The organism is Psychromicrobium ferritrahens (genome assembly GCF_043789415.1).
GTDB lineage: Bacteria > Actinomycetota > Actinomycetes > Actinomycetales > Micrococcaceae > Renibacterium.
This window is the reverse complement of record NZ_JBDLLW010000001.1, coordinates 1,950,234-1,971,376: the sequence shown is the minus strand read 5'-3', so window position 1 is coordinate 1,971,376 and position 21,143 is coordinate 1,950,234. Positions and strand designations below refer to the sequence as shown.

Annotated in this window: 20 protein-coding genes and 3 tRNA genes; 4 read left to right on the top strand and 19 right to left on the bottom strand. The window is 56.9% G+C overall.

Features of this window, described 5'->3' with window-relative positions; translation table 11 throughout:
* Positions 1–133 precede the first annotated feature (133 nt).
* Positions 134–1,426: an ABC transporter substrate-binding protein gene (locus tag ABDK06_RS09035; protein ID WP_394940627.1), complete on the bottom strand. Its 1,293-nt coding sequence runs from the start codon at positions 1,424–1,426 to the stop codon at positions 134–136.
* Positions 1,427–1,689: 263 nt separating this feature from the next.
* On the opposite strand from ABDK06_RS09035, the gene ABDK06_RS09030 reads away from it, so the two are divergent.
* The gene (locus ABDK06_RS09030; RefSeq protein ID WP_394940826.1) at positions 1,690–3,336 is read left to right on the top strand and encodes a glycoside hydrolase family 13 protein; all 1,647 of its coding nucleotides are present in this window, start codon (positions 1,690–1,692) and stop codon (positions 3,334–3,336) included.
* 54 nt (positions 3,337–3,390) lie between these two features.
* Here ABDK06_RS09030 and ABDK06_RS09025 read toward each other — a convergent pair whose 3' ends face one another.
* The 6 genes from ABDK06_RS09025 to ABDK06_RS09000 all read right to left on the bottom strand — a co-directional run bounded on the left by ABDK06_RS09025 (position 3,391) and on the right by ABDK06_RS09000 (position 6,404).
* Positions 3,391–4,002, bottom strand: coding sequence for a hypothetical protein (locus ABDK06_RS09025; protein ID WP_394940626.1), 612 nt, complete (start codon positions 4,000–4,002; stop codon positions 3,391–3,393).
* Positions 3,999–4,637, bottom strand: coding sequence for a DUF6286 domain-containing protein (locus ABDK06_RS09020; protein ID WP_394940625.1), 639 nt, complete (start codon positions 4,635–4,637; stop codon positions 3,999–4,001). Before ABDK06_RS09020 ends, ABDK06_RS09025 begins: the two co-directional genes overlap by 4 nt.
* Positions 4,634–5,050 carry a hypothetical protein gene (locus ABDK06_RS09015; RefSeq protein ID WP_394940624.1) on the bottom strand — a complete coding sequence of 139 codons (417 nt, stop codon included), beginning with the start codon at positions 5,048–5,050 and terminating at the stop codon, positions 4,634–4,636. Before ABDK06_RS09015 ends, ABDK06_RS09020 begins: the two co-directional genes overlap by 4 nt.
* 8 nt (positions 5,051–5,058) lie before the next feature.
* Positions 5,059–5,250 carry a DUF2273 domain-containing protein gene (locus tag ABDK06_RS09010; RefSeq protein ID WP_394940623.1) on the bottom strand — a complete coding sequence of 64 codons (192 nt, stop codon included), beginning with the start codon at positions 5,248–5,250 and terminating at the stop codon, positions 5,059–5,061.
* Complete coding sequence (locus ABDK06_RS09005; RefSeq protein ID WP_394940825.1) at positions 5,247–5,747, bottom strand: Asp23/Gls24 family envelope stress response protein; 501 nt, start codon at positions 5,745–5,747, stop codon at positions 5,247–5,249. Before ABDK06_RS09005 ends, ABDK06_RS09010 begins: the two co-directional genes overlap by 4 nt.
* Positions 5,748–5,891: 144 nt before the next feature.
* Positions 5,892–6,404, bottom strand: coding sequence for a hypothetical protein (locus ABDK06_RS09000; protein ID WP_394940622.1), 513 nt, complete (start codon positions 6,402–6,404; stop codon positions 5,892–5,894).
* A gap of 94 nt (positions 6,405–6,498) precedes the next feature.
* Between ABDK06_RS09000 and ABDK06_RS08995 the strand changes: the two genes are divergently transcribed.
* Positions 6,499–6,705, top strand: coding sequence for a DUF6191 domain-containing protein (locus tag ABDK06_RS08995; protein WP_394940621.1), 207 nt, complete (start codon positions 6,499–6,501; stop codon positions 6,703–6,705).
* A gap of 106 nt (positions 6,706–6,811) precedes the next feature.
* On the opposite strand, the gene ABDK06_RS08990 is transcribed toward ABDK06_RS08995, so the two are convergent.
* From ABDK06_RS08990 to ABDK06_RS08950, 9 genes are all read right to left on the bottom strand, one after another.
* Complete coding sequence (locus tag ABDK06_RS08990) at positions 6,812–8,272, bottom strand: phytoene desaturase family protein (RefSeq protein ID WP_394940620.1); 1,461 nt, start codon at positions 8,270–8,272, stop codon at positions 6,812–6,814.
* A complete protein-coding gene (locus ABDK06_RS08985; RefSeq protein ID WP_394940619.1) occupies positions 8,269–9,435 on the bottom strand; it encodes an HTTM domain-containing protein in 1,167 nt (388 codons plus the stop codon). The genes ABDK06_RS08990 and ABDK06_RS08985 overlap by 4 nt, the downstream gene beginning before the upstream one ends.
* Positions 9,435–10,031, bottom strand: coding sequence for a DUF5819 family protein (locus tag ABDK06_RS08980; RefSeq protein ID WP_394940618.1), 597 nt, complete (start codon positions 10,029–10,031; stop codon positions 9,435–9,437). Before ABDK06_RS08980 ends, ABDK06_RS08985 begins: the two co-directional genes overlap by 1 nt.
* A 306-nt stretch (positions 10,032–10,337) precedes the next feature.
* Positions 10,338–13,379: a choice-of-anchor G family protein gene (locus ABDK06_RS08975; protein ID WP_394940617.1), complete on the bottom strand. Its 3,042-nt coding sequence runs from the start codon at positions 13,377–13,379 to the stop codon at positions 10,338–10,340.
* A 1,164-nt stretch (positions 13,380–14,543) separates the two neighbouring features.
* Positions 14,544–15,020 carry a MarR family winged helix-turn-helix transcriptional regulator gene (locus tag ABDK06_RS08970; RefSeq protein WP_394940616.1) on the bottom strand — a complete coding sequence of 159 codons (477 nt, stop codon included), beginning with the start codon at positions 15,018–15,020 and terminating at the stop codon, positions 14,544–14,546.
* The gene (locus ABDK06_RS08965; RefSeq protein ID WP_394940615.1) at positions 15,017–15,271 is read right to left on the bottom strand and encodes an SRPBCC family protein; all 255 of its coding nucleotides are present in this window, start codon (positions 15,269–15,271) and stop codon (positions 15,017–15,019) included. The genes ABDK06_RS08970 and ABDK06_RS08965 overlap by 4 nt, the downstream gene beginning before the upstream one ends.
* A gap of 965 nt (positions 15,272–16,236) precedes the next feature.
* Complete coding sequence (locus ABDK06_RS08960; RefSeq protein WP_394940614.1) at positions 16,237–17,217, bottom strand: hypothetical protein; 981 nt, start codon at positions 17,215–17,217, stop codon at positions 16,237–16,239.
* A 127-nt stretch (positions 17,218–17,344) separates the two neighbouring features.
* Entirely contained in the window at positions 17,345–17,698 is a 354-nt protein-coding gene (locus ABDK06_RS08955) for a hypothetical protein (protein WP_394940613.1), read from the bottom strand.
* Between the two features lie 96 nt (positions 17,699–17,794).
* Positions 17,795–18,130 carry a beta/gamma crystallin domain-containing protein gene (locus ABDK06_RS08950; RefSeq protein ID WP_394940612.1) on the bottom strand — a complete coding sequence of 112 codons (336 nt, stop codon included), beginning with the start codon at positions 18,128–18,130 and terminating at the stop codon, positions 17,795–17,797.
* A 417-nt stretch (positions 18,131–18,547) separates the two neighbouring features.
* Between ABDK06_RS08950 and ABDK06_RS08945 the strand changes: the two genes are divergently transcribed.
* Positions 18,548–19,516: an AraC family transcriptional regulator gene (locus ABDK06_RS08945; protein ID WP_394940611.1), complete on the top strand. Its 969-nt coding sequence runs from the start codon at positions 18,548–18,550 to the stop codon at positions 19,514–19,516.
* Between the two features lie 127 nt (positions 19,517–19,643).
* Here the strand turns inward: ABDK06_RS08945 and ABDK06_RS08940 are convergent.
* The 3 genes from ABDK06_RS08940 to ABDK06_RS08930 all read right to left on the bottom strand — a co-directional run bounded on the left by ABDK06_RS08940 (position 19,644) and on the right by ABDK06_RS08930 (position 19,961).
* Positions 19,644–19,719 (bottom strand) — tRNA-Phe (locus ABDK06_RS08940).
* A gap of 49 nt (positions 19,720–19,768) precedes the next feature.
* Positions 19,769–19,842 (bottom strand) — tRNA-Asp (locus tag ABDK06_RS08935).
* 46 nt (positions 19,843–19,888) lie between these two features.
* Positions 19,889–19,961, bottom strand: a tRNA-Glu gene (locus tag ABDK06_RS08930).
* A 188-nt stretch (positions 19,962–20,149) separates the two neighbouring features.
* Between ABDK06_RS08930 and ABDK06_RS08925 the strand changes: the two genes are divergently transcribed.
* On the top strand, positions 20,150–21,106 hold the full coding sequence (locus ABDK06_RS08925) for a DMT family transporter (protein ID WP_394940610.1): 957 nt from the start codon (positions 20,150–20,152) through the stop codon (positions 21,104–21,106).
* The last annotated feature ends 37 nt before the right edge of the window (positions 21,107–21,143 follow it).

Sequence of the window (21,143 nt, the reverse complement as noted above, 5' to 3'; positions counted from 1 at the left end):
GCAGCGGAAGCTACGGGCTAGGCCTCAATGGTTTTTGGTGCTCGGCTCACCGGCGGCGCAGCAGAAAAGCGCTGCGCCCGCAGGTGGTGCGACTGCGTCGAAGCGCAACCGCACCACCTGCGCTAGAGGAGCGTTATTTGACCCCAGCGGATTGCATAGCGGTCTTGATATCGGAGATCGCTTGATCCACCGGTTTCTCGCCCTTGATCGCCGCATAGGCATTGTCTTGGATGGCCTTGGTGACCGCGGGGTAGAACGGGGTGACCGGGCGGGGCACCGCGTTCTCAATGGAGGTCTTGAGCACCGAGAGGTACGGCAGCTTCTGAGTCAGCGTCGGGTCGTCGTAGACCGAAGCCAGCACCGGGGCGGCCGAGGCCTGTGTGACGTAGAACTTCTGGATCTCCTCGCTGGTGACGAACTTCAGGAAGTCCAGAGCGGTCGCCTTGTGCTTGGAGTACACGCTGATTCCCAGGCTGTGTCCGCCCAGAGTGGAAGCTCCTGGGCCGTCCACGCCGGGCAGCGGGGCGACGCCGAAGCTGGACTTCACCTTTGAAGTGGCGTCAGTGGTGGCGAGGTTGTAAACATAGGGCCAGTTGCGCAGGAACAGCAGCTTGCCGTCCTCAAAGGCCTGGCGGCCCTGCTCTTCCTGGTAGGTGATGGCCTGCTTCGGGATGCTGCCATCCTGATAGGCGGTCACCAGGTTCTGCAGGCCGGCCTTGGCCTTGTCCGAGTCGATGGCGACCTTGCCGTCGTCACCGATGATCTGGCCGCCCGCGGAGTTGATCGCCTCCGAGGCGTTCACCGTGAGGCCTTCGTACTGTGCGAACTGCCCGGCATAGCAATCGATGCCCTTGGCTTTGGCGATCGAGCACATACCCACCATCTCTGCCCAGGTCTTCGGCGGATTCGGCACCAAGTCTTTGCGGTAGTAGAGCAGGCCGCCGTCAGAGGTCTGCGGGGCGGCGTACAGCGTGTTGTTATAGGTGGCTGCCTTGATGGTGGCGGGCAGGAAGCCCTCGGTCTTGAGTTCCAGCTGACCGGTGAGCGGCTGCAGCCATTGCTTGGCGGCGAACTCGGCGGTCCAGATCACATCGACGCTCATCACGTCGTAGTTAGCGTTCTTGGTCTGGAAGTTCTGCACCAGATCGTCGTGCTGCTGATCGGCGTTATCGGTCTGCTCCTTGAGCGTCACCTTCTGATCAGGATGTGCAGCGTTCCACTTCGCCACGATCGGCGCCGCGACGTTCGAGTTGTCCTTGCCCTGCACGTAGGTGATCGGGCCACGGCCATCGAGATTGTTGGCGGCATCGCCGCTCAGTCCGCCGCCGCTGCCGCTCGGGGTGCTGGATCCGCCACCGCAGGCGGTCAGGCTGATGGCTAGGACGCCAATGGTCAGCGCGGGGGCGAGTACTTTGGCTAGCTTCATACTCAGTTCTCCTCATTGAGATAGTGAACCGGGACTTTGCAGAAGCTGTTAGAACTCTGAGAAAAACCCGGTTGAGTGATGTGGCTCATCCTAGTAACGTGAGGAAAGAAAGTGCAAGCGTTTACGCAAATCTGACTGAAAGGCGATTCGTGAGCCAGACCATATTGCAGACCCCGCCCAGCGCCACCGACCAGAAATGGTGGCGAAACGCCGTGATCTACCAGGTCTACCCACGCTCCTTCGCCGATGGCAACGGGGACGGGATGGGCGATCTGCCCGGCGTCACCTCCCGCTTGAAGTACCTCAAAGAACTCGGAGTGGACGCCGTCTGGCTCTCCCCCTTCTACCGCTCCCCGCAAGCCGATGCGGGCTACGATGTCTCCGACTACCGCGATGTGGACCCGAGCTTCGGTACGCTCACCGACTTCGATGAGATGCTGAGCACCGCGCACGCTCTGGGGCTGCGGATCATTGTGGATCTGGTGCCGAACCACACCTCCGATGAGCATGCCTGGTTCATCGAGGCGAAAGCCGCGGCGCCGGGCTCAGCGGCCCGCGAGCGCTACATCTTCCGCGATGGCAAGGGCGAGGACGGCGAGTTGCCGCCCAATAACTGGCAGTCGATTTTCGGCGGCAATGCCTGGACCCGGCTCGTCGAAGCGGACGGCAGCGGCGGGCAGTGGTACTTGCACCTCTTCGATACCAAGCAGCCTGATCTGAATTGGCAGAACCCGGAAGTGCGGGCCGAAATGGAATCGGTGATCCGCTTCTGGCTGGACCGCGGCGTAGATGGCTTCCGAGTGGACGTGGCACACGGCATGATCAAGGCCGAGGGGCTACCCGATTGGGACGGCGTGGCCTCCATGGTGGAGGGCGAGCACTCCGAAGAAGAGGCAGCGAAAGAACGCGCTATGAATCCGCCCTCGCCCTTCTTCGATCAGGAAGGAGTGCACGAGATCTACCGGGCCTGGAACAAGGTACTCAAGGAGTACGAGGGTGATCGAATGCTGGTCGCCGAAGCCTGGGTTGAGCCCGCAGAGCGGCTGGTCCGCTATATCCGCCCCGATGAGATGCAGCAGGCCTTCAATTTCGAGTTCCTGCTGGCTGGCTGGGACGCCGAGCGGATGACGACGGCGATCGACAATTCGCTGGCCGCCGTTGAGGAGGTCGGGGCCCCCAGCACCTGGGTGATGTCGAACCACGATACCGTGCGCCACACCAGCCGCTACGGGCTCAGCGTGCCGACCAGTTTTCCCACCGGGATCAGCCAGAGCGATGAGCAGCCCGATGAGGCCCTCGGGCTGAGCCGCGGCCGCGCCGCTGCGGCCATTATGCTGGCCCTGCCCGGTTCGGCGTATATCTATCAAGGCGATGAGCTGGGCTTGCCCGAGCACACCACCTTGGCCTCGGAATTCCGCCAGGATCCCGCCTTCGCCCGGACCAAAGGGGCCGAGACCGGCCGCGACGGCTGCCGAGTGCCGCTGCCTTGGTTCGGCCAGGAGGCGAGCTACGGTTTCAGCCACGGCTCGGTGAGCCCTGGGCAGCCCTGGTTGCCACAGCCGGAGTCCTTTGCCCGTTATGCAGCCGATCTGCAAAACGGCGACGCCGCTTCCACCCTTGAGCTGTACCGGGATGCGCTGGCTCTGCGCCAGGAGCACCGGCTAGGGGACGGCGCAGTGGGCTGGAGTGCCCTGCACGACCCAGCTGCGGGAGTCTTGGCTTTCGCCAATAACGGAGTGCTCGTGGTGACGAACTTCGGCGATCAGCCGGTGCGACTGCCCGACGGCTTGCTCGAAGAACTCACGGTCAAACTGCGTAGCCAGCCCACTGCGCTGGCGGACACCGGTGAATCGACTGCTCCGGCGTGCGCCTCCGAGTTGGCGCCCAACAGCACGATCTGGCTGGCCTGAACCGCTGGCTCAGCAGGTCAGGCTCAGCATTCCGGGCTAAGGAACTCCCAGGATTCAGCGAACCCGCTCCGCCTTGGTGAACCTGACCCGGGTTCCTGAGGCGATGCTGAGCAACACCGGGGTCTGCTGCCCCAGGGTCAGATCGAGGGCCTTAACTAGAGCGGAGATCTCGCTGGCCAGTTGGTGCGGTGCTACGCCCTGCCGGGGCAGCAGCTTGATCTTGAGACCGGCTTCACCTTTGATCTCATAGCTGGCCACGGTGGCACCCAGCAGATCTGTGCGTTCCGACAGGGCCTGCTTCACGAGTTGTTCTGCAACGCTGCCGTTGATAGACACCAGGCCTTCGGCCTCACCGGTCTCACTATCGGCGGCCAGAATACTGGTTCGTCCTTTGCCTTGCCCAGCCACCCAGCCGATCATCACGATGATCAACACCACGAGCACTACGGCGACGCCGACCCAGAGCAGACTGCCGCCCTGTCCGGGCAGTGCCGTCTGAGCCGCTAGGTCTTGAAGCTGACGGGCCAGCGGGGCCGCCCAGTCCTGCCACCATCGGGCAAACCTCGGCACAGCGGCCAAGGCCACCGCCAAAGCTCCGGCCGCTAGCAGAAGAAGACCGAAGAGGCAGAGTAAGAAACGATTCAGTCCGCGTGGCGTCTCGTTCAAACCCCGATCACCCCCGAAGAGGCCAGGTTGACTCGTACTTGCGGCATCGGCGAGAGCTGCATGCTCTGCAATTCAGCTTCAACCGCGGCTTGGATCTGCCCTTCGGCCAGCAGCACCCCCGAGGTAGGACGGATATTGACCACCACTGAACGCTGACCGACCACCACCATCACCTGTTCCTGGGTCACGCCAGAAGCTAGACGGGCTCGTCGGGCCAGGGCCGAGGCGATCACTTCATCCTCGACCACGACCGAGAGCCGGGGGTCTGACAGGGTGTGCCGAGCACGGCGTCCGGGCAGCACCGCGGACAGGAAGAACACCAGTCCGGCGAGCAGCAGCACACCGCCGATCGCACCGAGCAGCAACGGGCTGATACCTTCCGGCAGGCGCGCCAGGCGATCGATTGCGGTCTGCGGATCAATCAGCCAGGCTGGCTGATTGACGATGCGGAGTCCGCACTCCAGAAGCCCGTAAACCGCCAGCAGAATGATCACCGAAGCCGCGACGCCGGAAAGAATGGATCGCGCGGAATGCAATTCGCGCTTCACGACCCGGTCCATGTTCATCGTGCCGGACTTTTGCTCGGGAGCTGAAGTTTCGGACAGCACTTCATCGAGTGAGTTGAGTTCGCTCATTGCACCCTCCCGCTGGTGTTCTTGCTGGACTGCGGATTGCGTACCCCGGTGATCCGGATATCAACCCGGGCGACGTCGGAACCGGTGAGGTAGCAGACCTTGTCCAGAATGTACTTCTTAGCCGCAATAGTGCGATCCCAGATCGAGACTTGCCCATTCGTAAGGGCAGCGGTCTCGCCGTCGCTGCGCACGATGCCACTGCTCACTAATGAGGTCAGCGGAGGCACGGTGATCGGTGTGGCCAGCGAAATGGCGAGTCGACCCGCCGAATCGCTGAAACTTACCCGGATTTCACTGATCTGCACCCTGAAGCATTCTGCGGCGGCAGCCTGCGTGACACTGGTGAGGGCGGCGGTGCTGATCCGGTTGTGCCCGGCCAACGTCTCCATGGCCGGGCTTTCACTCGTCACCACGGCTGAGGTCATGAGGAGGATCGCCGTCCGGTGAGGGCGTCCAGAACACCTCGCAAATCAAGTTTCCCGTCGAGTGCCCGGCCGAGGATCGCACCCACCGCGATGAAGATGAGCGCGATCAAGAACGCCCAAAAGCCGAAGGCGAAGGCCATAAAGGCCAGGAAGGCTCCGACCCCCATACCGATGATCGTGTTGTTCATGCTGACTCCTCGCCTGCTGGTTGATCTGATGCTCCAGGGGCTCGCACGCTCGCCGCAAGCCTTTCGGTCATTGTGGACTGAGTTCTTGGCGGTGCAACGGCTTTGACGCTGTCAGTTCCCGGCAGGTGCACGTCATTGACCTCAACGTTCACTTCGATGACGGTGAGTCCCACCAAATCCTGCACCGCACGGTAAACGGCGAGCCGAACCTGATGGCAAACTTCCTGTAGGGGTAGGCCGTATTCAGCCACTAGAGAGACATCCACTGCTACTTGAGTGGCCCCCACCTCCACCCGGATGCCCTGGGAGAGATCGGTTGCACCCACCACATCGCGAATGGCGCCGATGGCCCGCGCCGAGCCAGAACCGAGGGAGTGCACACCGGCCACCCCACGAGCGGCAATGCCCGCGACCTTGGCGACTGCCGCGTCAGCGATCACTGTCCGGCCGGAGGCATCGGATCCGAGTTCCGGTTCTTGCGGGCTACGAGTCTCGATCTCTTCGGGGCTGTGGTTTCCCGAGCCGACGGGAAAAGCGCCGTCGTCCTTCTGTGGACTATTCACAACGCCTCCTTTGCTGCTAGCTCTCCTGTGTGCTTGATTCAAGCCTACTGCCAGCGGGACGCAGTGAGGGGAAGCCGCTCAGTTAGGGCAGTTCTTGGTGCCCCAGTCGGTGATCGGTTTGAGTTCCTTCTCCCACTCAGCATCGCTGGGTTGCTGACCGCCCTTGAGCATCTCATCAACTCGTTGTTTGACCGATTCGAGGCTGGGCTTCAGCTCTGCCGGAATTTTGCTCTGCAAAGCCTCAATATTCGCCAGTAGTTTCTTATTCTCCGGATCGTCGGCTTTGCCAGCAGCCGCTGTCAACGGAAGCACCATCAAACCGAGCACGGTGGCCTTGACCGCAGTGCAGGTATCGGTGTTGGGGCCCAGGAAATCGGAAGGCATTCCTGAAGCGGAAGGACTGGCGCTTTCAGACTGCGGGCTACTGCTCTGTGCGACACTGGGCTGGCTGGAGCTCTTCTGGTCCGAACTCTTCTGGTCCGATGCGGCCGGATCGCCGCTGATCGTACATCCCGCCAGGCCGAGGCTCGCCGTCAGCGCAGAGACGATCAACAGATTCCGGGCGTTTTTAGGCCGTAACAAAGCTTTCAAAGGAAGATTCATAAGGTATCTACAATAACCGAAGCCGCTATCGCGAGGTAACTTTTTGCGAGAGAATTAGCACGACGGCGGAAAGGTGCACAAGATGGGCGGTGGCCTCGGCGGAGCCTTCGGTTCGATTGATTCTCTTTTCAACCCTGGCCGGGCGCACCAACTAGAAGAGGAAGCTCGGCAATTGATTCTGCCCGTCATGGTTGATGCCCCGGATCAGGGCGGCAAAGGCGTCGATATCGATTTGGACGGCGGAATCGCGATTGTGCGTCGTGAAGCTCCATACCGCTCCGCAGATTAACGGTCGCAAACGGATCTCACCACCGGCTAAACCAGGCACAGATGATGAAGAAGCAGATCGCCAGAATCATGGATTCCTCCTTCAGCCTCATCGCGGCACGCAGCGCTCAGCACCGTTTTTCCATCCTTGAAGGAGCAAGCTCCGGGGTTTCTATCCGAAACACTTCTTTCAGAGCGAGCTTGGCCGCGTTGAAACCTGACATCCCATGCACTCCCGGCCCAGGTGCCGTTGACGAAGAACAGAGATAGAGGCCGTCGAGTGGCGTTTTCCAGGGCTTGCTGCCGATCACGGGCCTGGCGAGTACTTGCCGCAGTCCGGTGGTTCCTGAGCCGAAATCCCCGCCGATATAGTTTGGGTTGTATTCGGACAGCTGCATCGCGGTAGTCACTTTTGAAGCCACGATGGTATCCCTGAAGCCAGGAGCGAATCTTTCGATCTGGGCAGTGATTGCTTCTGTCATATCCATCGTCGAATATCTGGGCACATGACAATAGCTCCAAAGGATGTGGCGCCCTGAAGGAGCCCTGGTGGCATCGAATTGGCTAGGTTGCGATATCAGCACATAGGGGCGTTCAGGATGCTGGTTCCGCGCGACTTCGGCTTCCGCCTGAGCGATTTCTGCTCTCGTTCCGCCCAGATGGACGGTGGCAGTTTGAGCGATTTCCGGGTTTCGCCAAGGAACTGGTTCAGACAGGATGAAGTCGACCTTGCAGGCAGCATTGTTATAGCTGAATTTATCCAGGGTCGAAATATAGCGAGCGGGTAAGCGATGCCCGGCGATCGACAGGAGAGCCTTGGCTGAGGTGTCCAGCAGAACAGCTTTTGCTCCGGCCACCTCCGCCAGATCGGTGATCTGCTGACCGGTATGAAGCTGACCGCCATGCGCTTGGAAATCCGTCAGCATCGCCGCCGCTATCTGGGCCGAGCCGCCCTGAGGGATGGGCCACCCCTGGGTGTGCCCCAAGTGCGCGAGCAGCAATCCAGCCAATGAGCTGGCCAGAGTGGGCATCGGCCCCACGGGGTGAGCCGCCACCCCGGTGATCAATGCCGGAGCCACCGGCCCGCGAAAGCCCAGATTCCACAGCCCGGTGCCCTGCCAAAGCGCCGCCCCAGCTAGAGCGATCGGCCCTACTTGAGCAAGGCGCTGCGGACTCATCGAGTTCAGCGCGGCAGCCAGAATAGCGTCCGTATGTTTGATCAAAGGCTTCATCAGCCGGCGATATGCGGGGCCATCGGCGCCTAGAGAATCGACGGTTCGTTCCAGGTCGCGATAGGCCAGACCGGCGATCCCGCCGTCAAGCGGGTGTGCATAAGATAGTTCGGGCACAAACCATTCCAGGCGCTCTCGGATGCCGAACTGCTGGAAAAACGGGGAGGCAAAGGCCATCGGATGAACCGCGGAACAGATATCGTGCCAATGGCCGGGAAAAATGAGTTCTTCGGTTCGGGTACCACCGCCTGCTGTCTGCTTTGCCTCATAGAGATCGACTCGCAACCCAGCTCGAGCGAGCACCACCGCAGCCGCTAAACCATTGGGCCCGGAACCAACCACCACAGCATCCGTCATGATTTACTGGCTTCTGCGGAGGCCTCACGCTGGAAAGATTCTTTGAAAGTCTCTCTGATTCGCCCGCCGATGGCTTTCCAGGTTCTGTCTCGGATAAAGATGAAATCGATGGCGATCATCGTGAGGGAAAACCAGGGAAGACCCATCAGCACCGCTATTCCGACGTGGAACGAGAAGATTCCGATTAACGCCAGGATTCGCGTGGGACGAGTCAGAAGCATCAGCGGGAAGCACATCTGCATAATGATCGAGCCCCAGCTGATCAGGGTGACCATGGGCGCCCAGTAGGTGACGAGCTGGCTGAGTTCCGGCCAGGTGCCGAAACGATCCGTCATCAGCGGATTGTAGATCGCATAACCACCGGACCAGGGCGCACCGCCGGCCTTATAGAGTGCCCCGGAAACATAGACGAAGCAGACCTGAGCGGTCAAAGCTATCAACGCCAGGTTATGCAGCAATGAGCTCAGTTGCGGGTCGACGAGATTCTGGCCCCGCCACTTCCTGAGGATCCATGAAGAACTAGAGGTATATGCAGCCTTCGCCCGACGTCGGGCATCAAGAGAAATCCGGGCAGCCGGATCAGCGAAAAACAACAAGATAAGCGCAATGCGGTACATATTGTCGCCCTGGTCACCGACCATATCGTTCGCCTCAATGAATGACACCCACATGATGAAATACAGCGGAAGCACTATTCTGAAGCGCCAGCCCAGGGTGAAAAGCACGGCCAACACCATCAGCAACAGGTACAACAGGGTGTAGACCGGACCATTCAGCATTGCGTCATGGAAGATCCCGAAGATCCAGATCTTCGGGAAATCACTTTTCGCCGCAGCGGCCTCACCATTCCAGGCAGAACCGGGGCCAAAGCTATACAGCCGGGTGGAAAAGTTGAAAAGCAGCAGCCCGAAACCCGTGACGCCGAAGACGATTCGAGTCATCGCCAAGCCGTACAGTGATTTCTTGCCGTCAAGCAACCAGCTTTCCGCCCAGTCGAGACCTTGCCGGAAAACTTTTGAAATCAGCTCGATGAACTGACGGAAGAGACTGAAGATCAAGGAGAAGCTACCTCGGAGATACCTCGTGAAAAGGCCTTCTCGACGCGGTGAATCAGCCACTTCTGGCAGGTCCTGTTGAAGGACTTCCTCTTTAGTCTGGGTCATCAGCGCATCTTTTCATATTGTTTACGAAACACATCGGCAAAGTCTTGATCTGACTGTCCCGGTGCGATCTCTAAACCGCGCCAGCCAACATTAGCGATTTGCAGTGGCTGCGGGGAGGGCGTCTTACGGTCTTTGAAAGGCACGACATTCTGGCGATAGATCTGGAACTGCACTCGGACTACGGAGTCACCCCAGATGGCTTTGGCGACTTGTGTGGAATATTTGATGACCGTGTTCTCAGACTCGAGGTAAGCCGCAACAGCTTGAGGGTTTCCGTAGGATTGCAATTTTTTGTTCAACCGAATGGGCCAGTCGGTGCCGACGTAATATCCCAGGCCGACAACGACTTTGTGGTCAGCACTGAGCGCGTCCCAGTTGGATTTGAATTCCGAAGCCAGTTCCATGGCTTGGATTCCCGCTCGGGGTGGGAAGAGATTGTGCTTGATCAGAGAAACTTCAACGGCTGTGGCGTCGACCCAATCGGTCGTCTGATCCTTGCCGTCCTGCCTGGTCTGCGCACGCACTTTCAGAGTGAAATTTCCATTGATGGGTTCGGGGGCGAAAACGCTCCAGGACTGACCGAAAAAAGGAATCATGTACCCAGAGAGCACCTTATCCGGAATGACTCCGCGAAGCGGCGAGGGCGGTGCTATCCATAAGAATGATGCGGTTATATGCCACACAGTGAGTAAAACAGCTACGAACATCGCGACCTTGATCCAGGGCTTACGTGTCTTTCTCGCCGTGGTTGTGTCTTGATCTACCAATTCTTCACACCCCTACAGCAGGCTGTGTGCTGACCAGATCATGGAATAGGGTCAGCACACAGCCTGCTCATTTAGATAACTTGATTATTCGAATAACGTGCAGCGAGAATTTCTTGCCTTCTGAGGCTGAGAAATTTACTCGCTCAACGATTCGCTATGGCGCTTACGAACCATGGCGACGACGACCAAGCCAGTTCCGAGCAACAACACGAGACCGCCCAGGACCAGGAACATCGTGGTGTTATCGGCTCCTGTATTGGGCAACTCGCTACCTTGAGTAGCGGCATTCGCATTAGCAGCCGATGCCGTATTCGCGTTGCTATTCGAACCACTGTCAGCCGCGGTATTAGCCGAAGCCGAGGAATTAGCTGCAGCATTCGCTGAAGCGGCTGCGCTAGCATTCGCATCGGCGTTTGCGGCGGCTTGTGCCGAAGCGGCACTCGAGGCATTGGCATTCGCCGTTGCATTCTGATTCGCGTTTGCTGAAGCCGAAGCATCAGCTGCACTCGAAGCGTTCGAGTTGCTCGCCGCATTTGCAGCAGCCGCAGCCTGTGCCGAAGCATTGGCGTTAGCCGCAGAAGCAGCATTCGCCGTAGAAGCGGCATTAGCATTGGCCGCCGAGGCGGCGTTTGCGTTAGCAGCCGCATTAGCATTCGCATTCGCAGCGCTCGAAGCATCCGCATTCGCCGCTGAAGCAGCATTAGCATTAGCCGCCGAGGCCGCGTTAGTCGCCGAAGCAGCGTCCGCCGTCGCAGCCGCATTAGCGTTCGCATTCGCATCCGCAGCGCTCGAAGCATCCGCATTAGCCGCAGCATTAGCATCTGCCGTCGCAGCCGCATTGGCATCCGCATTAGCCGCTGAAGCAGCGTCCGCGGTCGCTGCAGCATTAGCGTTTGCGTTCGCGGCACTCGAGGCATCAGCGTTAGCCGCCGAGGCGGCGTCCGCCGTCGCAGCCGCATTAGCGTTCGCATTCGCATTAGCAGCGCTCGAAGCATTCGCATTCGCCGCAGCATTAGCATCTGCCGTCGCAGCCGCATTGGCATCCGCATTAGCCGCTGAAGCAGCGTCCGCGGTCGCAGCCGCATTAGCGTTCGCATTCGCATTCGCATTCGCCGCCGAAGCAGCATTCGCATTGGCATCTGCGGCCGCCGCAGCCGAGGCATCCGTGGATGAATCAGCATTGGCCGCCGAAGCAGCAGCAGCATTCGCATTGGCGTTAGCTGCCGCCGAGGCTGCCGCATTCGCATCACTATCAGCAGCTGAATTGGCCGCTGCCTGAGCTGCGGCATTCGCAGCAGCGTTAGCCGCAGCCGTGGCATCGGCAGAGGCATTGGCGGTCGCATCGGCATTGGCCGCCGAAGCAGCGGCAGCATTCGCGTTAGCCGTCGCTGCCGCATTCGCGGCGGTTGAAGCGTCGGCATTAGCTGCCGCCTGAGCCGCGGCCTGAGCCGCTGCATTGGCGTTCGAGTCAGCGTTCGCTGAGGCTGCCGCAGAAGCGGAAGCATTGGCATTCGCGTCTGCTTCCGCCGCACGGACGGTTGAAGATGCCAGGCTGATCTTGCCAACACCATCCCCTAAGCCATTCGGCAAGAGTGTCAGTGATAGCGCGCGAACAGTGAATGAACCAGCTCCAAGATCCCCGACGCCGACAGCACGAGTGCTGAGCTTGGTCGGTTGCTCATTGATGGTCAGTTGCACCAACTTCGCAAGAACCTGATCAAAGATCGGCTTCAAAGTAGCCAGCAACGGAGCGGTGAGAGCATTCACGGTCGGGGTGAGGCCCGTGGTCACGGTGGTGATCAAGGTCTTCAGGACCGGGCCGAGCGTCGCGGTGATGGCAGTGTTAACCAGGGGCGTGACAATGAGATTTATCGCAGATCCCAGATCAAGTCCCGCAACAGCAAGCACTGTCTTCACCACGGGAGGCTTCGGAGGGGTACTCGTCCCAGCGAAGTCCGAGAGTTTGCCCGAGACCTCAACCCCACCATCGGCGCAAACAGCCAGCGGTGCTACGCCAACGCAGGCATTAAGCCCGACATTGAGCTTGACGCTCAGATCGTTCAGGACCTGAGTCACGGTATCGGTGATTTTTGTGGTGAGTCCACTAATCGAATCAGTGATGCCAGTCAGGATGGCCTGAATCATCTCAGACGAAAGAACCTGAGTATTCGGAGGCAAGGAGTTGATATCGCCCCCACCAGAGGTTTCAGCGAGCAGCTTTGCCAGATCCAATTCAACGGAGCCGTCGGCAAGGTTGATCTTAATAGAACCGCTGACATTCTGAATCGGAGTTTGCAGGAGCTGATTAGTGATGGTCTGAGCCGCCGCATTGAGACCATCAATAGTGGCGGTCGCATTAGTGACTTTGACCGAAGCAGCCAGGATATTGACGTTGAGCGCATTCTTGAGCGTGGTCAGCAAGGTATCAATCGAACCCCCGGTTTTAACCAGGTCATTTACCGGCTGAATCGCTGTATTAATTGCGCTGGTCAGACCACTTGAAAGCTTTGCCACCAAAGGGCTGCGAAACTTCAATTTGAGTCCAGCGAAGACATACTTCGAGGTGATGTTTTCGCCGTCTTGCGCAGCTTGCGAAGCCAGCGCTCCAAGTTCAACTCTCGCCTGGTCCAGGATCTCATTAGTGAGTCCACTAATACCGAGCTGGCCGAATAATGAGGTCAGATCCGCATAAGCTGGATTGGTTCCAACCCCGGATCCCGGACTAACTTGAATCGATCCGTCTGATCCAATAACTCCAGAACTCGCGGATGACTTAATGACATCAGGGGACGAGCTGTGGCTACTGAGCGCACCTAAAGCACCCAGATTCAGCAATCCACCATTCGTGCCATCGCCAATAACAGGCAGCGTTAAACTACCTAGATTGACCGTTTCATTAGATAAAACTCCAATGTTCAACGGACTGTAGTTTGGCCCAGGCGCTGAAACATTTCCAGTATTGGTGAAACCAAGATTCGCCAAGGGAATACTGCCGAAAAGCTCACTGCGCAATACTTGCGCCTGGCCCTCAGATTTATCCGCTGGCGCGGCTTCTACGGTGGAAGCCAATGGTACTGCAACGACCGCAACCACAACGAGGCTTGCGAGGGCGCGCCCTAGAGCGCTTCTAGGTTTAATTCGTGCCAAAGGCACCGGAGGTGAGGCGGATCTCTTCATTGATTTGCATCCCTAAATTCGGTACAGAGTTTCCATAACGGTATTCATATGGAAATACAACCCCTATGACCCCCCGCGTTTCCTCCCCCTGAGAGATGTCGAACAGAGCCGAACAAATCTATGGAAACAATCAAAGCAACTTCACTCTACGAGCACAGCGAAGAGTTGTATAGCTTTCCATGCCATCTTTTATACCAGGCATTGTGGCGCACTAAACACCGACCAAGCAATAAGTTCAACTGAAGCTCAAGGTGAAAGCTATAATCTCAAACATTCCCACTAAGCCATATAGGCTAAATCATGCGGACTAAAACGGTTAATGGCGTCATGTAAAAAAGTGAGATTTTCCAAATAGAAATATTTGGACTTCATTGAAAGCAATCAATTTCATCCGGTCAGACGATAACAAACGAGCAACTCCACAGCTTGAGCGGTTTCGGAAATCCCGTTGAGACCCTTATTCACGCAGCAAAATTCCCCACTACAAAATCACCCACTCACCTTCGGAAGTTTCCAGCTTTGAGCATCATAAAAGCTTGAAGATTGCACTAAATAGCTCGCTGGAAAACTCACTCCAATGCTTTAACTAAATCGGTCAATTCATCTAATGACGGTCGCTGCAATTCAGTTCGCTACTTGATCGACGACGAAACCGCTCATACCGCCGCAAGGGCGGCATCATCAAACTAAGAAACCATGTCTACCAAACCGAGTTCAACACTCTGGCCGGCGGCGACCGGATGAGGAGCGGCAACCCGCTATGCCCCATCGGAAACTCAGGAACCGACAAATCACAGCTACCATCGGCTTGGGTACCGCTGCGGCGGAGAAAGGCTTCAGGGTGAAATACGTCCACGCCACCGGGGTCATTAACGAACTCTCGAAGCAGCGGACGATCTCAGCTTCGAGAAAACCATCGCCCGCTACAGAGGGGATGAGCTGCGCCGCATTGACTGACTCGGATACCCCGAACTCGGCGCTCGGGAACTACCCCCTCTTCCAAGTCCTCTCAGAGAGAAGAGCAATCCTGCGTTGCCGCCGCCTCCAATGAGGCGTTCAGTGGCGGACGAAACCGCTTACTGATCCACGTCTGCGTGCTGCGATCATCGAAACAGCCACTGACTCCTATCGGCTCGTCAGCACTCGGAGCAACAGATCAAGGAATTACTCGCAGGGAGCGGACGAGGATTGAGTGGATAGTTTCACTAGCATTTGCGTGAAGTCATTACGTTGGTCCCGTAATGCTGAAAAGTACTCAGTGTCAACGGCTTCTACAACCGCTGTGGCCTGGCGAGCTAGTTCTCTACCTGCCTCTGTTGGGCTCACCGATCTAGCCCGGGAATCCGTGGGATGTGCCACACGAGAGACGAGTCCCTTCTTCTCCAGTGTGCGGATCACTTCCGAGGTCATCATAGGGTCAGTATCGGCATGGTCAGCCAACTTGCGTTGAGTGATCACACCATGAGGCTCTAGCCAAACCACCGAGGCCAGCAGGACGAACTGAACATGCGTCAGCCCAAGATCAGCCAGCGCCGCTCGTTGTGCTGCCTGCCATTTATTCGTCACTTTCCACAGCAACAACCCAGTACTCTGATCGGCGTCCTGGAAAGAGCTTCCTAGAGAGTTTTCCGAGCCGCTCATCTAGCTTCTCTACCCTGAGCTGCTTTGAGCAGCTCCTCCATTGCTATCGGAAAGTCTCCAGCGATCTGCTCACCCAGTTCAGGACCAACGATCTCAGCCTGTGGACCATCGATCACCAGTTGATGCGTCACCCTAGTCCCACCAGAAGACAGAGCCTCCAAGGTGTGACGGAACAAAAGAGAAAGCTCACCAAAGACAGTCCGATCGGCATAAACCTTCTCTTCCTCCAACTCAACGATCACGGAACTCATCGTTTCCTGACCCTGAGGAGTCACTAACACCTCAGTGCCAACGGCGAAGGGGCCCTGCAGTTCGAAACGGTCACTATGCGGACCTAAGGCCACACCACTATGCAAATCACGCAAAGCTGCCCAAATAGCCCGCTGACCGATCCCTGTCTCCACACTATGCTCAGTACTCCACACGACAACCACTCCTAGAGCTAAAAGTAATAAGTGCACTTATTATTTCATTACTTTCCCCACAAGGCAACAGACAAGCGGCACTAACCAAACCGTCCTAGCGCGCTCCCATCAAGGTGACGCATCCATCCCTCCCCTGCAGAGCTGGGCGAAGCCAAACAAAGAGCGGGTCTGCAATAAAGCGCGATCGTCTGAACGACCTAGCAGCATCGACATGTTCCAGGAGAACGGTGCCGGACTGGGTTCATCGCTGAGGTGTGTTTCGCAATCTGAACTGCGCTGAGCTCCGAGTTCCAGATCGCAATTTTCCTGATTGCACCGTCAAACCGTGAATACAAATTGCGAGTTCCAGCCCTGAAAGGCGAAGACCCTTGCTCCGGCACAACCACCTGACCGCGATCAGCGGGCTTCCCCATGGATCACACACCACACTAATGGGCGGACAAGTTACCTTAGGGACGAGCTGATGCACTCGCTTGCGCAGCGATCTGCCAACCGAGGCGGCAGTCGACCTAGTGCTACTCGACGCTGCCGAGCTATCGGTCGAGGCCGGATACCTAGGCGGCGAAGCTGTTATGTGAAACTACTCGCATAGCGCCTTTTCACTCGTCATTGCCCACTTGTCGGTCAACTAGCTGGCTGGTGTTCAGGCGATGCCACCTGCCCCTCCATCGGAGCAAGTAAATTGCGGAAGCACCCGATAAATGACGTCGTATGCGTTAAAAGATGGAGCCCGCTTCCGAGACTCTCGATCCGCGAAGCGGGCTCCATCCTCAGGAGCGATGAATGCGTGCTCAGCTGTTCTTCAAGCCCACGGTTTTAAGAGCTTGGAGTTCTGCATGGTGTCCGTCGATGAACTTCTGTTCCAAGCTGAAACGGATCTTAAGAGCCTGCTTTTTGTAGTCACTGCGCTGCTGGCAGCGCAGATCCTGAGTAGCAAGTCTGATCTCTTCTTGACTGAGCTTCGCCAGCTCTGGATCGGTTTTCGCGTCGAGGTGTGTGTTCTTCGCGTAGAGAGCTTTGACCTTCGCGAAGATGCTCGGTGAGGCATCGGCCTGTTTCACCAACCCCGGGAAGCCGGCCTTAGCCATGCAGCTCGACCAACCTTGATACAGGGTGTTGTAGGCCGGAGAAGATTCCTGAGTAGCCCAGAAATCTTCAATCTGCTTATTTAATCCTGAAAATTGCGGTAGCTCCAAGAGGTTCACGGGCTTCACCTCATGCTTCGCCTTGCCGTTACAGCCGCCCTCTTTCCAGTCATAAGTGACCTTGTCGGGGTCTTTCACGAAGAAAAGAGGACCATACAACGCTAGGTAATAAGGCTTATCCGCGACAGCGATAATTTGTTCGAAGTTCTGATTCGGATCCTCCGCCCCACCCACGCGATAACGCTCCACAATTCCGTAACCGTGCTGAGAAACCCATTCGGGATCATCGAGATTCAGCGGAGTGTCACTAGAAACTTGTCCAGAATTATTCTGACCAGAAGCATCAGATGAACTGCCGGGTGGATTATCCATACCCAGATCGTTCATGCACTTCATGGTCACCTGCTGGATTTGATGATTGTAATCAGAAAGAGCTTCCTTTAACTGCTCAGGAGATCGATTACCTGCCATTGCGCTATCTAGGAATAAACCCAATGGAGAATTCTTATAGTCCAACCCGTGAGAAGTAGCACCAGTCGGAGGTGACTCGCTACTAGCACCGCAAGCAGCTAAGCCAAAACTCAATGCGAGCACCGTAATAACCGTCATAGAACGCACAACAGGCATACAAATTCCTCAAAATCTATTTGATGTCAATGACCTTTAAACCAGGAAATGCGCAGGGTGCTTATTTCTTCAAAAGTAGGAATAAGCACCCTGCTCGCAACTTCAGTTTCTGCGCTCTCGTTGTTTCTTAGAGAATACGAATCCCATACAGCTGGACAGTGCCAACGGTGGGGAAGTCAATAATGTACCAACGCGGAAGGAAGTTCCATTTCTGATCCATGCTCGCCCAATTTATGTCGTTATTGCCCGAGGCAATAGACCGAACCCAGTATCTATCCGTAGGCAGACTGCCAAAAGTTATGTCCCCCCGGTTGGCGAGGCAATCTTTTCTGCCGCTGTCACGTACCAGCTCAACGAGTCCGGGTTCGTTACAAGCTGTCCAGTTCGTCGCCTGCGCGCTGGTAGCCGGAAAGATCATCGCGCCGCCAGCAATCACGGCTGCGGTAGCTACAGCAATAGCACGTCCTTTGATGCTTTTCATAAATTTTTCTCCAGGATTCTATTAAAATTTTACAAAAATAGGCCAAGGGATGAGGCGCCAGAGAACTTTAGATTCAAGTTCTCCGTAAGGAACACCTCAGATGATCTCGAAAGAATAGATCCTTACGGTTCTCACGGTGGGGAAGCGGAGGTCATTCCAACGAGGAAGGAAATGCTTTCCATCGTCTGCCCACCAGTTAACGTCGTTGTTGCCTGTTAATATTCGGCTAACCCACATCCCTGAACCCCAGGCCTTAGCTCCGGAATTAGCAAAACAGACATTGTACTGGAAATCAATATTGAATAGCAGGAAACCGTCACTGTCGCACGGAACCGAATTTATTGCGTTAGCGCTACTGGCCGGAATCAAAGAGCCGAGTGCAATGATCGAGATAGTTACCGCAGCAACTAAACCTTTCTTCATCTTCTTCATATCTCTCCTCACAAAATGCCGAACACAAATTTTTAATTACTATGTGCTTGCTTTGTTCTAGCTGTGCACATGCTTGAACCATAAGCAGAATCTATTGATCTAATTCGGTTAGCGGTCGAAAAACGAATCCAATGGCCAATTAACGCAAACTCTTACGGCCCCTCACTCTTATGAATCCTTTCAGCACCCTTCCTCCAGGCGACAGGGCAAAATTCCTCATCGTCTCTGAAATAACGTTTTCGGCGAAGTGCATCTTGACAGATTGCAAAAATGCTCCATCGGTGAGGGGTCTCATGTTGATTAAGTTTTATCTTCAACTTAAATAATTTGCTGAAACCGCCCACAGCAAACTCCCAGTTGAGAGTCAGCTAAAAATCAGATTCTGGTAGGAACATCCAAAACATGCTGACTACCATAATGAATTTGCTTTCACTTTCTGCGGTTGGCTCGACGGTAGGCCCGCAATCCACCATGGAGTTGCTTGCCAGCCAATTCAGCCTCAAGGCCTTGACCTTCGGCCTGGCTACAAATGACCAGGAACTCCGGGTAACCCACGTTGACCTCGAAGCAGTTCAACTCAGCCACATCAAATACAGCGGCAATATTTCCTTGCAGCCTGACACTTCCCTCGATCGGGTCTTCATCGGAATTCCTCTCAACGCGATTTCCAAGGAACAGGGTCAGGACAGACGATCTACCGCTGCAACCATGCCCGGAATAGTGATTTCACCGGGGATGGACGCCACGTTCACCAAACCGGACTCCATGGATGCCTTACTAATCAATGTCCCCTGCCGCTCCTTAGAATCTTTTAGCAGCAGACTCGCTCCCGAGGAGCAGAGCAAGGATCTGCGGTTCAACCCCACAATGGATCTGGTCGACCCTGCAATTAGAAGCTGGCTGCGGCTGATTCGAGTGCTCATGATAGATCTGGATGGTCCTGATTCGCTCTTCCGCACTCCGCTGTTGTCCGTGCAGGCCGAGCAAATGGTTATTGCAAGCCTCATACACGCCCAGCCGAACAGCAATGCCACGGCTCAGCACGGTTCGTCGTTGCGAAACTTGCCCCGCACGCTCCACAACGCGCTTCATGCCATGCAGAGCGACCCCCGCCGTTCATGGAGCATTCCGGAGCTTGCTTCGCTGGTCGGCATCTCGGTCCGTACTCTGCAGATTCAATTTGTCCACGAATTCGGAATGGGCCCGCTGGCAAAGCTTCAGCAGATCCGGCTGAAGAACATTCACCGGGCTCTCACTCTCGGCTCCCCCGAGGAGGTCTCCGTGACCGAGGTCGCGATGAAGTGGGGATTCAAAAATCTCGGAAGGTTCGCGGCCGCTTACTACCGGGCGTTCAGCGAGTACCCCTCCGATACTCTGCGCCGATAACTCATCCTTCGAGTCGATGAGGGAAACGCAAAAAAAATCCAGGGCGTTTCGGGAGTTCTGATGGGTATTTTAAACATAAAATCCCCGGAAAATCGGGGTAATTTCCGATTATCCGGGGATTTCGTAGTGGTGGCTCCGACCGGCGTCGATCCGGTGACCTTTCGATTTTCAGTCGAACGCTCTACCAACTGAGCTACAGAGCCTTGGTGCCTAAATATCAACAGCGCACCGGATCCCATTGAAGGAACCTAGCGACCCTGACGGGACTTGAACCCGCGACCTCCGCCGTGACAGGGCGGCGCGCTAACCAACTGCGCTACAGGGCCTTGCTTTTTTTGCAAGAGTTACAGCTTACCAGCCATTTCTCCTACGTACCCCCAACGGGATTCGAACCCGTGCCGCCGCCGTGAAAGGGCGGTGTCCTAGGCCGCTAGACGATGGGGGCATCGGACACATCCTGGACGGCCGGCGTAACCCGAACTCTTCCCGAAGTGGACCTATAAAACTATAGGGCCTAATCACAGAATCCACAAAACCAGCCGGATAAGAACTCCTCCGAGCCACCAAAGAACGCGGACATAAACTGTCCGGAAACCGCCAGTCCCGGTAGTCATCATGAGCTAATTTGAACTAGTGAAACCAGCTGAGCTCGCGAATCAGGGCAGCGCCGCCCGTTTAGACCCCCCAAACCCACTCCCCAGAGCCGGGCAGGGCCTAGCCCTGCTGGCGATCGCCGTCACCCTCATCCTCTGGGCTTCGGCCTTTGTCGGAATCCGGCTCGTCGGCGCTGACTACTCCCCCGGCGCCCTGACTCTCGGCCGCCTACTGATCGGCACTATCGCCTTGAGTTTCATCGCACTACCCACCCTGAAGAATCTGCCGAAAGACTGGCTGAACTGGCGCAATGGCTTGGCGATCCTCAGCTACTCGCTGATGTGGTTCGCCGGTTACAACCTGGCGCTCAATACCGCCGAGCAGCACCTAGATGCCGGGACCAGTGCTCTGTTGATCAATATCTCACCTATTCTGATTGCCGTCTTCGCCGGAATCTTCCTCCGTGAAGGATTCCCCCGCTGGCTCATTATCGGCGGGCTGGTTGCCTTGGCCGGAGTGGCGCTGATCGCACTGGGCTCGGGGCAGCGCAGCAATGTCGACCTGCTCGGCGTCGTGCTCTGCCTGCTTGCCGCAGTCCTCGCCTCGCTCAGCGCGATCATCCAGAAACCCGTGCTCCGCACCATGAGCGCGGTGCACTCCACCTGGCTGGGCACCGGGATCGGGGCGATCTGCTGCCTGCCCTTCTCCGGGGAACTCGTCCAGGCCGTCAGCAGCGCACCGCTGGCGAGCAGTCTCGGCGTGGTCTACCTCGGCGTCTTTCCCACCGCCATCGCCTTCACCACGTGGGCCTACGCGCTCTCACGATCCAATGCCGGGCAACTCGCCGCCTCCACCTACCTGGTTCCAGCCATCACGGTACTGATGTCCTGGGCCTGGTTGCATGAAACGCCGACCGCTTGGGGTTTCCTGGGCGGCATCGTCGCGCTCTGCGGAGTGGCCTTGACCAGAATCCGTTCCAGGAAAACCCTGAACTGAATCAACTGGATCCACCCTCGGCCGAAGGAATTAGGCT

What these genes read in the sequence shown, in the direction of transcription:
- ABDK06_RS09035 (WP_394940627.1), bottom strand. Translation starts at nt 1,426, where the DNA reads ATGAAGCTAGCCAAAGTACTCGCCCCCGCGCTGACCATTGGCGTCCTA.
- ABDK06_RS08965 (WP_394940615.1), bottom strand. Translation starts at nt 15,271, where the DNA reads ATGAGTTCCGTGATCGTTGAGTTGGAGGAAGAGAAGGTTTATGCCGAT.
- ABDK06_RS08960 (WP_394940614.1), bottom strand. Translation starts at nt 17,217, where the DNA reads ATGCCTGTTGTGCGTTCTATGACGGTTATTACGGTGCTCGCATTGAGT.
- ABDK06_RS09020 (WP_394940625.1), bottom strand. Translation starts at nt 4,637, where the DNA reads ATGAGCGAACTCAACTCACTCGATGAAGTGCTGTCCGAAACTTCAGCT.
- ABDK06_RS09010 (WP_394940623.1), bottom strand. Translation starts at nt 5,250, where the DNA reads ATGAACAACACGATCATCGGTATGGGGGTCGGAGCCTTCCTGGCCTTT.
- ABDK06_RS08985 (WP_394940619.1), bottom strand. Translation starts at nt 9,435, where the DNA reads ATGACCCAGACTAAAGAGGAAGTCCTTCAACAGGACCTGCCAGAAGTG.
- ABDK06_RS08995 (WP_394940621.1), top strand. Translation starts at nt 6,499, where the DNA reads ATGGGCGGTGGCCTCGGCGGAGCCTTCGGTTCGATTGATTCTCTTTTC.
- ABDK06_RS08970 (WP_394940616.1), bottom strand. Translation starts at nt 15,020, where the DNA reads ATGAGCGGCTCGGAAAACTCTCTAGGAAGCTCTTTCCAGGACGCCGAT.
- ABDK06_RS08950 (WP_394940612.1), bottom strand. Translation starts at nt 18,130, where the DNA reads ATGAAGAAGATGAAGAAAGGTTTAGTTGCTGCGGTAACTATCTCGATC.
- ABDK06_RS08980 (WP_394940618.1), bottom strand. Translation starts at nt 10,031, where the DNA reads ATGATTCCTTTTTTCGGTCAGTCCTGGAGCGTTTTCGCCCCCGAACCC.
- ABDK06_RS08945 (WP_394940611.1), top strand. Translation starts at nt 18,548, where the DNA reads ATGAATTTGCTTTCACTTTCTGCGGTTGGCTCGACGGTAGGCCCGCAA.
- ABDK06_RS08990 (WP_394940620.1), bottom strand. Translation starts at nt 8,272, where the DNA reads ATGACGGATGCTGTGGTGGTTGGTTCCGGGCCCAATGGTTTAGCGGCT.
- ABDK06_RS08975 (WP_394940617.1), bottom strand. Translation starts at nt 13,379, where the DNA reads ATGAAGAGATCCGCCTCACCTCCGGTGCCTTTGGCACGAATTAAACCT.
- ABDK06_RS08955 (WP_394940613.1), bottom strand. Translation starts at nt 17,698, where the DNA reads ATGAAAAGCATCAAAGGACGTGCTATTGCTGTAGCTACCGCAGCCGTG.
- ABDK06_RS09030 (WP_394940826.1), top strand. Translation starts at nt 1,690, where the DNA reads ATGGGCGATCTGCCCGGCGTCACCTCCCGCTTGAAGTACCTCAAAGAA.